Source organism: Aeribacillus composti (assembly GCF_007827555.1).
Lineage (GTDB): Bacteria > Bacillota > Bacilli > Bacillales > Aeribacillaceae > Aeribacillus > Aeribacillus composti.
This window is the reverse complement of sequence record NZ_VISS01000001.1, coordinates 156,548-170,870: the sequence shown is the minus strand read 5'-3', so window position 1 is coordinate 170,870 and position 14,323 is coordinate 156,548. Positions and strand designations below refer to the sequence as shown.

Annotated in this window: 16 protein-coding genes and 1 pseudogene; 10 read left to right on the top strand and 7 right to left on the bottom strand. The window is 39.1% G+C overall.

Features of this window, described 5'->3' with window-relative positions; translation table 11 throughout:
* Both FB379_RS00800 and FB379_RS00795 read left to right on the top strand, forming a co-directional pair.
* Window positions 1-765 (top strand): NERD domain-containing protein, encoded by a 765-nt coding sequence (locus tag FB379_RS00800; protein ID WP_130157150.1) that lies wholly within the window; start codon window positions 1-3, stop codon window positions 763-765.
* A 198-nt stretch (window positions 766-963) separates the two neighbouring features.
* Window positions 964-1,758 (top strand): phosphotransferase family protein, encoded by a 795-nt coding sequence (locus tag FB379_RS00795; RefSeq protein ID WP_144596718.1) that lies wholly within the window; start codon window positions 964-966, stop codon window positions 1,756-1,758.
* Here the strand turns inward: FB379_RS00795 and FB379_RS00790 are convergent.
* Window positions 1,742-2,020 carry a YtzH-like family protein gene (locus FB379_RS00790; protein WP_063386609.1) on the bottom strand — a complete coding sequence of 93 codons (279 nt, stop codon included), beginning with the start codon at window positions 2,018-2,020 and terminating at the stop codon, window positions 1,742-1,744. The two genes, FB379_RS00795 and FB379_RS00790, sit on opposite strands and share 17 nt — an antisense overlap.
* A gap of 118 nt (window positions 2,021-2,138) precedes the next feature.
* Here FB379_RS00790 and trmB point away from each other — a divergent pair, with 118 nt between their 5' ends.
* Complete coding sequence (gene trmB / locus FB379_RS00785; RefSeq protein ID WP_063386610.1) at window positions 2,139-2,780, top strand: tRNA (guanosine(46)-N7)-methyltransferase TrmB; 642 nt, start codon at window positions 2,139-2,141, stop codon at window positions 2,778-2,780.
* A gap of 118 nt (window positions 2,781-2,898) precedes the next feature.
* On the opposite strand, the gene FB379_RS00780 is transcribed toward trmB, so the two are convergent.
* Both FB379_RS00780 and FB379_RS00775 read right to left on the bottom strand, forming a co-directional pair.
* On the bottom strand, window positions 2,899-3,681 hold the full coding sequence (locus FB379_RS00780) for an arginase family protein (RefSeq protein ID WP_066250639.1): 783 nt from the start codon (window positions 3,679-3,681) through the stop codon (window positions 2,899-2,901).
* Between the two features lie 49 nt (window positions 3,682-3,730).
* A complete protein-coding gene (locus FB379_RS00775; RefSeq protein ID WP_063386612.1) occupies window positions 3,731-4,045 on the bottom strand; it encodes a PepSY domain-containing protein in 315 nt (104 codons plus the stop codon).
* A gap of 145 nt (window positions 4,046-4,190) precedes the next feature.
* On the opposite strand from FB379_RS00775, the gene FB379_RS00770 reads away from it, so the two are divergent.
* The 5 genes from FB379_RS00770 (at window position 4,191) to ytpR (ending at window position 7,673) form a co-directional block, all read left to right on the top strand.
* A complete protein-coding gene (locus tag FB379_RS00770) occupies window positions 4,191-5,264 on the top strand; it encodes a M42 family metallopeptidase (protein ID WP_144596674.1) in 1,074 nt (357 codons plus the stop codon).
* A 24-nt stretch (window positions 5,265-5,288) separates the two neighbouring features.
* Window positions 5,289-5,810 (top strand): DUF84 family protein, encoded by a 522-nt coding sequence (locus FB379_RS00765; RefSeq protein ID WP_144596672.1) that lies wholly within the window; start codon window positions 5,289-5,291, stop codon window positions 5,808-5,810.
* A 92-nt stretch (window positions 5,811-5,902) separates the two neighbouring features.
* Window positions 5,903-6,220, top strand: a complete 318-nt coding sequence (locus FB379_RS00760; RefSeq protein WP_063386615.1) for a thioredoxin family protein — start codon at window positions 5,903-5,905, stop codon at window positions 6,218-6,220.
* 32 nt (window positions 6,221-6,252) lie between these two features.
* The gene (locus FB379_RS00755) at window positions 6,253-7,071 is read left to right on the top strand and encodes a DUF1444 domain-containing protein (protein WP_063386616.1); all 819 of its coding nucleotides are present in this window, start codon (window positions 6,253-6,255) and stop codon (window positions 7,069-7,071) included.
* Window positions 7,068-7,673 carry a YtpR family tRNA-binding protein gene (gene ytpR, locus FB379_RS00750; protein WP_144596670.1) on the top strand — a complete coding sequence of 202 codons (606 nt, stop codon included), beginning with the start codon at window positions 7,068-7,070 and terminating at the stop codon, window positions 7,671-7,673. The genes FB379_RS00755 and ytpR overlap by 4 nt, the downstream gene beginning before the upstream one ends.
* 100 nt (window positions 7,674-7,773) lie before the next feature.
* Here ytpR and FB379_RS00745 read toward each other — a convergent pair whose 3' ends face one another.
* The 3 genes and pseudogenes from FB379_RS00745 to FB379_RS00735 all read right to left on the bottom strand — a co-directional run bounded on the left by FB379_RS00745 (window position 7,774) and on the right by FB379_RS00735 (window position 10,665).
* The gene (locus FB379_RS00745) at window positions 7,774-8,421 is read right to left on the bottom strand and encodes an AbgT family transporter (protein ID WP_144596668.1); all 648 of its coding nucleotides are present in this window, start codon (window positions 8,419-8,421) and stop codon (window positions 7,774-7,776) included.
* Between the two features lie 174 nt (window positions 8,422-8,595).
* Window positions 8,596-9,761: pseudogene (locus FB379_RS00740) on the bottom strand (IS256 family transposase).
* A 97-nt stretch (window positions 9,762-9,858) separates the two neighbouring features.
* The gene (locus tag FB379_RS00735) at window positions 9,859-10,665 is read right to left on the bottom strand and encodes a hypothetical protein (protein WP_242009264.1); all 807 of its coding nucleotides are present in this window, start codon (window positions 10,663-10,665) and stop codon (window positions 9,859-9,861) included.
* Between the two features lie 418 nt (window positions 10,666-11,083).
* Between FB379_RS00735 and aceB the strand changes: the two genes are divergently transcribed.
* Window positions 11,084-12,646 carry a malate synthase A gene (aceB, locus tag FB379_RS00730; RefSeq protein WP_422386920.1) on the top strand — a complete coding sequence of 521 codons (1,563 nt, stop codon included), beginning with the start codon at window positions 11,084-11,086 and terminating at the stop codon, window positions 12,644-12,646.
* A gap of 29 nt (window positions 12,647-12,675) precedes the next feature.
* Window positions 12,676-13,959: an isocitrate lyase gene (aceA, locus tag FB379_RS00725; RefSeq protein WP_063386619.1), complete on the top strand. Its 1,284-nt coding sequence runs from the start codon at window positions 12,676-12,678 to the stop codon at window positions 13,957-13,959.
* 69 nt (window positions 13,960-14,028) lie between these two features.
* On the opposite strand, the gene FB379_RS00720 is transcribed toward aceA, so the two are convergent.
* A complete protein-coding gene (locus FB379_RS00720; RefSeq protein ID WP_063386620.1) occupies window positions 14,029-14,250 on the bottom strand; it encodes an IDEAL domain-containing protein in 222 nt (73 codons plus the stop codon).
* Window positions 14,251-14,323: the final 73 nt, after the last annotated feature.

Here is a 14,323-nt window from a genome sequence, read left to right as displayed (position 1 = left end):
TTGGCTCAGTTGATTAAAATGGAGGATTATATATCAAGGTATGAAATAGATCTAAATCGTTATGCCAATCAATTTATCCGCTTGAAAAAACAACAGTGGGAAGAAATTAAAAAAAGGTTTGAGAGTATCCAATTTGCTCATTCAACCTTAGATAGTGAAAAACAATTGTTTTTAGATCGGATTTTCAACTCCCAGCTTGTATGGGCAAGCTCTACCATTCGGGAAATTTCCCCGATGGATGAAGCTTTTGAAAAGGATTCGCTGCTCAAATATTTTTTGCAGCGGTTTCCTGACACTTATTTTGTCATGTATTATCCGGTTTTTCTTATTAAAAAAGCCTCTGTCCAAGGAGAAATTATCATCATTCGGCCAACAGATATCGTATGCCTTACCGCATTAGAATATAAAGAAAACAACGTATTAATCGGTACAAAACAGAAATTTTGGCTGAAACGGGACGATCAAGGTGAGAAAAAAATATTATCTCCCATTATCGGATTGGAGCGGACAGCAAATATAGTAAAACAGATTTTATCAAATGCGGAGGTTGACTTTCCAATTCGAAAAATATTATTAAACAGAACGGGATATATACATGCTTCAGAGCTGCCGGCAGATATTGAAATAATTGATGTGAGAAGCTACGACGACTGGTTTCAAAATATGCGGCGCCAGCCTTCTCCTTTTAAAAATATGCAACTAAAAGCTGTAAAGGCTCTTTTAGCATCATGTGCAACAAATGCGGTAAAACGATTTAATGAATGAATTTTTTGAAAATGTTCGATTACATGTTGTTCTTTATGGAAGTATGAGGGTATGTTTTTACTTTTTCTTGACGAAAAAGACTGTTAGAAGATAAAATTTATTATGGATAGCTATTGGAAACATCTCATTCAATTCAATAGCTGTCTTTTTTATTGCGCAGGGTGAATCTACTAACGAAATGTGGGCTTGAAATTGAAGGTGAATTGGTTGGAAGACGTATTAGGTAGCGATTGGGAAATATCTCCGGCAGGAGGAGCGACAGGAGAAGCCTTTTATGCTGAAAAAAATGGAAAAAAACTGTTCTTAAAACGCAATTCTTCGCCGTTTTTAGCTGTTTTGTCAGCGGAAGGAATTGTTCCTAAGCTCGTTTGGACGAAAAGAATGGAAAACGGTGATGTGATTACGGCGCAGCATTGGCTAAACGGGCGCGGTTTAAAACCGAAAGATATGAAAAACGAGCACGTTGCGGAGCTCCTAAAGAAAATCCATCGGTCGTATGAACTACTTGATATGTTAAAACGTTTAGGAAAAGAGCCGCTCTCGCCTGAAACGCTGCTTGAAAATGTAAAAAAAGCAGCGAATTTGGAGCTTTTGGAGCTTCCGGTTATTCGACAAGCACTATGTTATTTGGAACAAAACGTAGGAGAGGTGCAGCATAAAGAAGCTGTTGTTTGCCATTGTGATATTCATCATAACAACTGGCTTTTATCTGAGGACAACCAATTGTATTTAATCGATTGGGATGGAGCAATGATTGCCGATCCGGCGATTGATTTAGGAATGCTGTTATATACTTACATTCATGAAAGTGAATGGGATGAATGGCTGAAAAAATACGGAGCTGATTTAACGGACGATTTAAAAGTTCGCATGCATTGGTATATGTTAGCTCAAGTCATTTTGTCCATCTCTTTTTTGAGAAAAAAAAACAATGAAAAAGAAATGGCGGAGCAGCTGGAATTTTTAAATGCTTTGCTTAGGAAAGGGCATTGATATCCTCAAGCCATTGAGTCAACTGCCCTTGATGTGAGGCGATAAAATCGGTTATATCGCTGGAATTTTTCCCGTTTTGGCAATAAGTATATATTGTTTCAAGCGATTGCTTTAACTGATCATTAACTTCAGCATTGGCCATTAATGACCGAATGAGGCGCTCTAATTGCTCATATTCCGCTACTGATCCGCAGCATTCACTTTCATGTTCAGATAAAATATCTTTCAGAAGCATCAGTTGATCACGATAATTCAATTGCATTCATTCTCACCCCATTTCTTTATTGATTAGAATATACATCATTTCGATTTCTATACAATAAAGAGCCGTTCAGTATACGGCTCTTTTGACATAGTAAAAAAATAAACAGAGGTGGAATATGCGTTTAAGAAATAAGCCTTGGGCCGGAGATTTTTTAAGAAATCATCCCCAATTTGTTATACAGCAGCCTTTTGAATGGAAAGGGAAATGGAACGATTTGTTCGGGAATGAGCATCCCGTTCATATAGAAGTCGGCACCGGCAAAGGACAGTTTATTGTCGGTATGGGGAAGCAAAATCCGCATATTAATTATATCGGCATTGAGCTTCAGGAAAGCGTCCTCGTCTCGGCTTTAAAAAAATTAAAAGAAGAGGAACTTCCGAATGTAAAGCTTATGAACGTAAATGCGAGCCAGTTAGCTGAAATTTTTGCGAAAGGCGAGGTTGAGCGAATCTATTTAAATTTTTCAGATCCTTGGCCAAAAAAACGCCATGCGAAGCGGCGCTTAACACATCATTCCTTTCTTTCCATTTTTGAGAGCATTTTAGCTGATGAAGGTGAAATTCATTTTAAAACGGATAACCAAAGGCTGTTTGAATATTCGCTTGTCAGTTTTTCCGAATACGGATTTTTATTGAAATGGGTAAGTTTAGATCTTCACCAAAGTGATTTTACAGACAATGTAATGACGGAATACGAAGAGAAATTTTCCAAAAAAGGACAAAAGATTTATAGGGCGGAAGTGAAATTGCGAAAGTGAAAATTCGGTAAAGACAAACATCCCTGCACGATAGTGTGCGGGATGTTTTTTTGATAAAAAATGGAATCTTCGAGGGATGAATCTTCTGCACTCTTCAGTCTTTTGCTTAGCAAAAACTTTAGGCGAATTGATTTGTTTCGTACACGTGAGGATTCCGTAAGCACATTTTTAAAATGTTCAGATTTATCGTTTCATTTTTATTCGTCATTCGATCTTCGAGAAAGGAGAAAGCCAGTCTTTTACGCGGCGCCTCGCCGCAAACATCGAGGCCGATCACTTTTTTTTCATTTAATATTGTCCGCAAATAAAAAAGCAATGTTGCAGCACTCATTGTACCTTGATCCCAGTTTGTCACCGCCTCCCCTTTTTTTAAAACATCTTTGTCGATGCTAATATAAACAAAATCATTTTGTATTTGTTGAATTTGTTGTAAAATAAACGGATGATTTTCAGGTGTATACGGGATGACCTTGACTTTTTCTATTTCTTGTTTTTCTGTCCATTTTGGACCGATGATAATGGCTTTTGTTAAAAAAGGATTGTCTTTTAGCGCAAAAGATAACCATGAGCCGCAAGAAATTGGCATGTTCCTCCCGATTGCAGAATCGTCTAAGTCTGTATGATGGTCAAATAGAAGAAGGGTAAACGGAAGTTTTATTTCATTCAACAGGAGATATGTAACATAGTGATAATCGCCGCTGCCGATGAACGTAATTCCTTTTTGCTTGCGGCTCAACAGCTTTCTTTTTATTACTTTTAACGATTGTCCGTCACAAAACAGCCGGGTTCCTTCTAAATCAGTGAAATCAATGCATTCGTGAGAATACGATTGTAATTTTCTTTGATAATGGTATGTTTCATCAAAATGTAAAATCGTCACACCTTTTTTAACAATCCCCATTTTTTTCACTCCCCAAAGAGACAAAGAAATTCGTTTTCTCTGTTTCTTGTTAAGAGGAAAGCTGATTTACATGTAAGATGGTTCCGCTCGATGCATCGACAATAACTTCAAACTGTTCAGTTTTCCCTTTATAAAAACGGCTGATTCCTGCCTCATACACTTTATAAGATATATCATTTTTTTCATAATCTTGCGGGATGGTGTAAATCCAGGATCCGTTGATCGGGCCTTTTTGTTTAAAAGCTTTTTTCACCGATTCAAGTGCTTTTTCCGGCGAAAGAAACGGCTTTTTATATTCGTTTTTTAATACATATCCGACGGCAATCCCTGCTGCAAAGCCGATCAGGAAATTTTTCCATTTCACAATCTTCCCTCCTTAAACAATTTACTATTAGTATAACGCAGTTTTGTTACATTTGTGGAATATACATTCATCATTCGCTAAAATAAGTTTATACATATTTTGTGTACGTGATGGTCTAAATTAAGCTAAAGAAGGGGATATAAACATGAACAACGAAACGTTGGATTTATTTAAAACATTAACAGAGCTGCCGGGTGCATCAGGCAATGAACACGCTGTTCGCTCATTTATGCGCAAAGAGCTAGAAAAATATGCAGATGAGATCGTTCAAGACAAACTCGGCAGCATTTTTGGAGTGAAAAAAGGCAGTGAGGATGGACCAACTATAATGGTTGCAGGCCATATGGACGAGGTAGGCTTTATGGTCACATCTATTACAGAAAATGGAATGATCCGCTTTCAGCCGCTGGGAGGATGGTGGAGTCAGGTTTTGCTGGCGCAGCGCGTGCAAATTATAACTGAAAGCGGTCCGGTGATCGGCGTGATCGCATCCATCCCTCCGCATTTGCTCAATGAGGAAGTTCGGAAAAAGCCGATGGAGATTAAAAATATGCTGATTGATATCGGCGCTGATAATCGCTCAGATGCGGAAGCCATAGGAATCAAGCCAGGACAGCAAATTGTTCCGGTCTGCCCGTTTACGCCGATGGCTAATTCGAAAAAAATTTTGGCAAAAGCTTGGGACAACAGGTATGGATGCGGGCTGGCTATTGAACTGTTAAAAGAAGTGAAAGATGAATCATTGCCTAACATTTTGTATTCTGGAGCGACTGTCCAGGAAGAAGTAGGGTTAAGGGGAGCGCAAACGGCCGCCAATTTGATTAAGCCGGACATCTTTTTTGCATTGGATGCGAGTCCCGCCAATGACATGAACGGGGACAAAAACGAATTTGGACAGCTTGGAAAAGGTGTTCTGCTGAGAATTTATGATCGGACAATGGTCACTCATCGGGGAATGCGGGAATTTATTCTTGATACAGCTGAAACAAACAATATTCCATATCAATATTTTACATCCCAAGGCGGAACAGATGCAGGCCGAGTACATATTTCTGGCAGCGGAGTGCCTTCAGCGGTAATCGGGATATGCGCCCGATATGTTCATACTCATGCTTCGATGATCCATGTCGATGATTATTTAGCAGCAAAAGAATTGCTTGTGAAGCTCATAAAAGCTTGCGATCGATCCACTGTTGAAAAGATTAAGCAAAACGTTTAACATAAAACATTCCGGAGGGAAAAAATGAATGTCGCAATCGGATCGAAAAACCCGGCGAAAATCAATGCGGTGAAGGAGACCTTTTCTCTTTTGGAAGAGAAGAACATGGAATTCATCTCAGTTGATGTTCCATCCGGGGTTTCAACACAGCCATTTTCCGATGAGGAAACATTGCAGGGGGCATTAAATCGGGCAAAAAATGTCTTTGAAAAAGTTAAACCGGATCTTTCGGTTGGTCTTGAGGGGGGTGTGGATGTTACACCTCGCGGATTGTTTTTATGCAATTGGGGTGCATTAATTGATAAAGATGGAAATGAATATATTGCTGGAGGGGCGAGAATCCCGCTCCCGAATGAATTTCTTGAGCCGTTGAAAAAAGGCTTGGAGCTTGGAGATGTAATGGATGCATATGCGAAAAAAAGAAATGTGAGACATCGAGAAGGAGCAATCGGAATCTTTACAAACGGCTTTATCGACCGTAAAGAAATGTTTGCACATATCGTGAAGCTGTTAATAGGACAATATCAATTTTCCAAAAAAAATTAACTTTGATCGGCTAAAGGCATGCGAGTTAGTAGCTTTTTTTGCTGAGATTTGTTACGATGCCAATGAAAAAAGATAAAAGGAGACTTTTAGAGATGGAAAACATTCAATCTGTTGATCATTTTTGGGAGCTTACGAAAGGAAAAAATGCTTTATTTGTATTTTCGGCTGATTGGTGTCCAGATTGCGGGTTTATTAAGCCGCATCTTCCTGAATTGGAAAAGGAGAATCCGCAGTTCGCATTTTATTATGTCGATCGGGATGAATATATCGATTTATGCGCAGAATTAAATGTTTTTGGCATCCCAAGCTTTATCGCATTTAACGAGGGAAAAGAGATCGGACGCTTCGTCAGCAAAGATCGGAAAACAAAAGAGGAAGTTCAGCAATTTTTAGATGGCTTAAATCTTTAATATAAAGAAAATAAAAGGAGATGATCAGCCTTATGAATTCTGAACAAATGGTCGAATTGTTAAAAGAGAAGTTAAATGATTACTCATTTCACTTTTCATTTAATCGAAAAAAGGATACGTTAAGAATCGAAGATCCAGAATTGAAAAAAGGGCTGACACTCTCCTTGCCAGGTATTATTTCAAAATGGAACGAAAAAAAAGAAAAAGCGATTGATGAATTCGTTTATTACATAACCGAGTCTCTCTCAGCTATGAAAAATGAAGGTGCATTAAGCGGCAAGGAAAAACAGATTTATCCTGTCATTCGCTCAACTTCCTTTCCGGTTGAGTCGAATGGCGTTCCTCTTATTTTTGAGGATCATACTGCTGAGACCCGCATTTATTATGCCCTTGATCTCGGAAATTCGTATCGCCTAATTGATGAACAGATGATGAAGAAGGAGAATTGGACGCGCCAGCAATTGAAGGAAATGGCTGCCTTTAATTTGCGTTCATTGCCGACAAAAGTAAAAGAAGATAAGGTCGCAGGCAATGTTTTTTATTTTTTTAATTCAAATGACGGCTACGATGCCAGCAGGATTTTAAATGAGTCAATTTTAAAAGAATATGAATCAAAAGTTCAAGGGGATATGACTGTCAGCGTTCCTCATCAAGACGTGCTGATCATAGGCGACATTCGAAATGAAACGGGTTATGACGTTTTGGCACAGCTGACGATGAGCTTTTTTACAAATGGGAGGGTGCCGATTACGGCTTTATCCTTTATTTATGAAAACAAAAAGCTCGAACCGATCTTTATTTTGGCAAAAAACCGCAGAAAACTGACGAAAGGAGACGATGACAAGCAATGAATGTATTTTACAATAAACAAGGAATCGGCGATGTACTCATCATCTCTTTAAAAGATATCCCATATGAACGGAAGCGGTTTGAAAGAAAAGGAGATGTTGTAAAAATATTTGATGCTGAAACTAATGAAACAGCAGGCTTCAACATTTTTCAGGCAACTTCTTATTTTTCGCTTGACGGAAACGGCCAATTAGATGTAACGCCGGAAATGGTGGAGAAGATCAATCAAACAATTGCACAAAACGGTTTTCAAGATAAGGTGGAGGCGGATTTATCACCTAAATTTGTCGTGGGCCATGTATTGGAAAAAGAAAAGCATCCGAACGCTGACAAATTAAGTGTATGTAAAGTAGATGTCGGAGATGAAGTGCTTCAAATTGTTTGCGGGGCACCGAATGTTGCGGCTGGACAAAAAGTTGTTGTTGCAAAGGTAGGAGCGGTTATGCCAAGCGGAATGGTGATAAAAGAAGCTGAACTAAGAGGCATTTCCTCGAGCGGCATGATCTGTTCGGCAAAAGAATTAAACTTGCCCAATGCACCAAAGGAAAAAGGGATTCTTGTATTGGAAGATAGTCGAAAGCCAGGGGAGCCGTTTTTTAAGTAAAAATGCGATAAAATTTCAAAAAGCACGCGGAAAACTTTTTGTTTGCTGCGTGTTTTTTATATGATGATTTATTAATTTTTGACTCATTTTAAATCATGATTCAACCGTTCCACTGAATGAAGTGAGCGGTGATCAGGAAAATAGCAGATAATCCAAACCAAATTAAAAATAATGGTACATAAAAGCGAACCCATTTTTGCCATGAAACTCCAGCTAGTGCTAGTGCAGCCATAAAATATCCTGAAGTTGGAAATAATATGTTGCCTAGCCCGTCTCCAAATTGGTAGGCCAAAACAGCTGTTTGTCTCGTAACTCCGATTAAATCAGAAAGCGGAGCTAAAATCGGCATAGTAACTAATGCTTGTCCGCTGCCTGACGGAATTAAAAAGCTAAATAGCATTTGGACAATAAACATCCCAATGACACTAAATGTTCCTGGTATTTCGCCTACTATCGTTCCTAGTGTATGGACAATGGTGTCCATTATTTGTCCGTCTTCCATAACTACTGATACTGCTCTGGCAATACCAACAATGATTGCCCCAACTAAAACTTCACGAAAACCGTCATTAAATGCTTCACAAATATCGTTTAATGTTAATCCAGCGATCAGGCCTACAACCACACCCATTATAATGAACAGTCCAGCCATTTCTAACATAAACCAGCCTTGAGTTAAAACACCGTACACTAATAAGACAAAAAAGGATAACAATGCAAAAGAAGCAGCTTTTTGTTTTTTATTCATTTCATTCCTTTTGGATAGGTACTGTCAAGAATTTTGTGTAATGTAAGATAGATAGGGTATCTCTGAAATGGATTTAGAATAGAGAGGGATATTTCCTCCACACAGGAGACTGAATATTCAGTCTCCTGTGTGGAAAGGGAGAATTCCCTTATTTTGTTTATTTACAATATTTGGTTAACAATAACGTTCTTCAAACATTCGTTGAAGGGCTTCATGCGCTTCGGCAAATCCTCGCAACTTTCGCCCTGCCCATTTCTCATTAAAATCTTGAACAGTCAAATACACGACTTTTTCCGCGGCTTCTAAACTGTTCAAACTGTTCATCGGCTTTAGGCGTTTCCGAATCTCCTTGATCGTTCGTTCGATGGCATTGGTCGTGTAAATCACACTTCGAATACTGTTTGGATAATCCATAAATGTAAGGAGGACATCCAACTCATTTGCCCAAGATTGAACTTCTCTTGGATATTTGCTGGACCATTTTGATTCAAACTGTTGAAACATCTCCAGTGCAATTTTTTATTCGGAGATCGATAAATGAGTTTCAAATCTTCCGCCATTTCGAATTGGTCTTTTTTCCGAACACGACTAAGTGTGTTACGGACTTTGTGAACGACACAACGCTGCACATCGGCTTTCGGATAAACCGCCTTAAAGGCTTCCTCTAAACCCGGTAGTCCATCGAATACGCCCAGAAGCACTTCCTTGACGCCTCTTTGGTAGAGATTTTGAAGAATTTCCTGCCATACATAGGCACTTTCTTGTCCTCCTACAAAGAAATCAAGAATTTCACGATATCCTTCTTCATTCACACCTAACACCACATAAATGACTTCTTTCTCAACGGTTTCACGACGAAGTTTTACGTATAAACCATCCAAATATAAGACGGAATAACGCTTATGTAGAGGACGAGTGTGCCATTTCTCGATGTCTTCCTTCACGACATCGGTAATATGACTAATCGTTGTTGGTGAGTAGGCATTTCCTAAAATTCGTTCAATAAACTTACCAATTTCCCGCGTACTCATGCCACTTTGATACATTTTGATGACGGCTTCCTCGAGCCAGCCAGTATGACGTTGGTAAGGGGCAAACAGCTGCGTTTGAAATTCCCCATTTCGATCTCTTGGGACCAAAAGACCTTCAATCCGGCCATATTGCGTATCTAGATTTCGTTGATAATAACCGTTTCTCATATTCGACGTTCCAGCCTGTTCAATTTCGAGGAAACTTTTCATTTCTTCTCGCATGATCAGTTCTAATTTTTCCTTTACAAACTGACGAATAACACTTTCCAGTTGATTTGCCCAGTCTACATTCGGTATACTTTTAGACATAGGTAGGGTTCTCCTTTCTCTGGAATGTGTTTTTGTCCAAATCAGAGAATACCCTACCTTTTTTCTTTTGGTCTAGCAAAATGCTTTACACAAAATTTTATACATCATCTTTGGATACAGATTGATTGAAGTACATATTCCTTTTAGCATGATCGTCTTTATATACTAAGCTTGCTTCGGGATTCTTTTTAACTTTTTTAGCATATTGCATAATGTAAATCATTCCTGCTAAAACAAAGACAACGAAAGCCGCTATGCGAAATTCTATACCTGAGTATATTGGAAGTCCTGCAATTTTTTGACCTAAACCAGTATTAATAGGGTTAAGAAAGCCTGTCATAAAACCAGCAGTAGTTGCAACTAAAGCAACCGCCGCCGCCACCATTGAATCAAATCCTAAAGCAATAAATAGGGGGAGAATTACAGGTATATAAACTAAACTCAGTTCTTGCGTTCCAATTAAACTGCATATAATTGCGAATACAGTCATTAAAACTGGAATTAATACAATACCATTGGAAGCAAATGTTCTTGCTAGTTTCTCTACTCCTATTTCTATAAGTCCTGTTTTTCGAATAACGGCAAATATACCGCCGATGATCAAAGTGAAAAAAACGATATCACTTGCTGCAACTAATCCTTTTGGGACTGCCATCATAAATTCAACAGGACTTACAGGTGCTGCTTCAACAAAATCAAATGAGTTTGGATCAATCGTTGTTCTTCCTTCAGGTCCTGGAATACGTTCATAAACGCCAGCAGGTACAAAATAAGTAGCGGCTGTAGCAAGAATTATTAAAACAAACAATATGACATAAATATGAGGCATTCTTAATTTCTTTTTCTCCAATTGTGGTTTTTGATTAATAAAAGCTGCATTTTTTACACCTTTTTCAGCTTCCATTTTTTATCCCTCCTCCTCTGTTTGTGACACTTTATGTTCGTTTTTATAACATAATAATTTGTGGTAGCTATTCTGTCATTGGTTATTTTCACTGAAAATGAACTATTTTTTTGTAAAATCTATTAAATTTTACAATTATTTTAATTTGAAAAGCGAAATCATGTTATAAAAAATAACATAAAATTATTTAAGTCTTCAAAAAGTGCTGATTGATATAGAGGTATGTATCGGATGTACGAGCGAAAAAGGGAAGTTAATAAAAACTTATTGAATGTGATAAGAAAACGAAAACAACGAATTTTCAAAAAAGTCTTCCAATCTGTATTAATCTGTTATATATTAAAAATGTAATTTAAAAACTGTTTTATAACAAGGTAGGTGAGGAAACGTGAAGGCTAGTGCAGCATCTAGGCTGGAAGTGAAGGGAACTCTTCTGCCTTCTTATAGGGAGATTTTAACGAACGAAGCCCTTCAGTTCGTCGAAAAGCTTGAACAAACATTTGGTTCAAGAAGAATCGAGCTGCTTGAACTGAGGAAAGAACGGGAAAGGCGAATTAATGAAGGAGAGAAGCCGTCGTTTTTAAAGGAGACGGAACATATTCGAAAAGGGGACTGGACGATACCGCCTGTTCCAAAAGATTTGCAGGATCGCAGAGTTGAAATTACTGGACCTGTCGACCGGAAAATGATTATCAATGCCTTAAATTCAGGCGCAAAAGTTTTTATGGCGGACTTTGAAGATGCAACATCACCGACTTGGGAAAATATTGTGGAAGGACAAATTCACTTAAGGGATGCGGTCAACAAAACGATTGAATATGTGAATGAAAACGGAAGGGTATATAAGCTGAATGAAGAAACGGCAACGCTGATCGTGCGGCCGAGAGGACTCCATCTAGAAGAAAAACATGTCCTATTGGACGGAAAACGGATTTCAGGCAGTCTGTTTGATTTTGGCCTATATTTCTTCCACAATGCAAAAGAACTGATCAAAAGAGGAAGCGGACCTTACTTTTATTTGCCGAAGCTGGAAAGCCACTTAGAAGCCAGATGGTGGAACGATGTTTTCTGTTTCGCGCAAGATGAATTGGGGGTAAAGCGGGGGACGATTAAAGCAACCGTTCTGATTGAAACGATATTGGCCGCGTTTGAAATGGACGAAATATTATACGAGCTGAAAGAGCATTCAGCTGGATTGAATTGCGGCAGATGGGATTACATTTTTAGCTATCTGAAAAAATTCCGAAACGATCAAAACGTCATTTTACCTGATCGGGCGCAAGTAACGATGACGGTTCCGTTTATGAGGGCGTATTCTCTGCTCGCGATTAAAACGTGCCATCGCCGGAACGTTCATGCCATTGGAGGAATGGCAGCGCAAATTCCGGTTAAAGATGATCCGGTGAAAAATGAAGAGGCGTTCCAAAAAGTGCGCGCTGATAAAGAGCGGGAAGCGAAAGATGGACACGATGGCACATGGGTGGCACATCCTGCGCTTGTACCGGTTGCCAAAGAAATTTTTGACCAATATATGAAACAACCTAACCAGATTGATAAACAGCTAGATGTTGAGATTTCAGCAGAACAGCTTCTTGAAGTCCCGGAAGGAACAATTACAGAGCAAGGATTAAGAACGAACATTGATGTCGGCATTCGTTATCTTGCATCATGGCTTTCTGGAAGAGGAGCTGCACCTATCCACAATTTGATGGAGGATGCTGCAACGGCAGAAATTTCAAGGGCACAGGTATGGCAATGGATTCGTCATCCAAAGGGGGTGTTGGAAGACGGACGGAAGGTTACAATAGAGCTTTATGAAAAAATTAAGCAGGAAGAGCTGGAAAAAATAAAACAAGAGTTTGGTGAAGAAGCCTATCAAAAAGGGCGTTTTGATGAAGCGGCGAAATTGTTTGATGAGCTTGTGAGAAATGATGAATTCGTAGATTTTCTGACGCTTCCAGGCTATGAAAGATTAAATTAAAAAATATTTCAAAAAAGGGGAGAGAAAAGATGACATTACAAGAAAAAGCGAGACAATTGCAAGAAAGCTGGGAGAAAGATGAACGCTGGAAAGGGATTACACGCCCTTATTCGGCTGAAGATGTGTTGAAGCTTAGAGGTTCCATTGAAATCGAATATACTCTTGCCAGAAGAGGAGCAGAAAAATTTTGGAATTTAATGAAAACTGAGGAATACGTAAATGCCCTCGGAGCTTTGACAGGAAATCAAGCTGTCCAACAAGTAAAAGCCGGATTAAAAGCAATTTACTTAAGCGGCTGGCAAGTGGCAGCAGATGCTAATCTTGCGGGGCAAATGTATCCGGATCAAAGCTTGTATCCTGCTAACAGTGTGCCGCATGTCGTAAAGCGGATTAATCAAGCTTTGCAGCGGGCAGATCAGATCCATCATATGGAAGGGGATCATTCAATTGATTGGTTCGTTCCAATTGTTGCGGATGCTGAAGCTGGATTTGGCGGTCAGTTGAACGTTTTTGAATTGATGAAGGCGATGATTGAAGCAGGAGCAGCTGCTGTTCACTTCGAGGATCAATTGTCTTCTGAGAAAAAATGCGGCCATTTAGGCGGAAAAGTTTTGCTCCCGACACAAACAGCTATTCGCAATTTGATTGCTGCAAGACTGGCTGCTGATGTGATGAATGTTCCGACTGTTATCATTGCTCGCACTGACGCCAATGCGGCTGATTTGATCACAAGCGACATCGATGACAGGGATAAAGAGTTTATTACTGGGGAACGGACACAGGAAGGATTTTTCCGCACTCGCGCTGGTCTTGATCAAGCAATTGCTAGAGGTTTGGCATATGCGCCATACGCAGACATGATTTGGTGTGAAACATCTGAACCTAATTTGGAAGAAGCACGGAAGTTTGCTGAGGCTATTCATAAAGAATTCCCAGGCAAGTTATTGGCATATAACTGCTCACCTTCCTTTAACTGGAAGAAAAAGCTTGATGACGATACTATCGCACGTTTCCAAAAGGAAATTGCTTCTTACGGCTACAAGTTCCAATTCGTTACTTTAGCTGGATTCCATGCATTGAATTACAGCATGTTTGAACTTGCACGCAAGTATAAAGATCATGGAATGGCTGCCTACTCTGAACTTCAGCAAGCCGAATTTAGAAGCGAACAGTATGGTTATACAGCAACACGGCATCAGAGGGAGGTTGGAACTGGTTATTTTGATGAGGTTGCCCAAGTGATTACTGGAGGTACTTCTTCTACAACCGCTTTAAAAGGGTCTACGGAAGCTGAACAATTTACCACAACTTAATTGACTGGCCATAATCATTACCTTCACATAGATTGAGCCAATCCTCTGGGATTGGCTTTTTTTTATCATTTAACGCACCCATTTCGCATATTCTTTGGATAGCTCCATAAATTTTTCTCTATCTTTTCGGTCCAGAGCATCATTAATTTTGTCTTCCAGCATTTTTTTTCGATGATTGAACCATGCTTCGTCCAGAATCATTTGGATGTATACATCCATCATGAAGTTTTCTGGATTTTCCTTCACAGAACGGGTCTTCATCAGTTCGGAATAAGATTTCCGGTTTTCCATAACCCATCACCTCTGATGCCTTTTTTATATTATATGGATTTCGGAAGGAAAAATCAACTTATAATTTGTAATT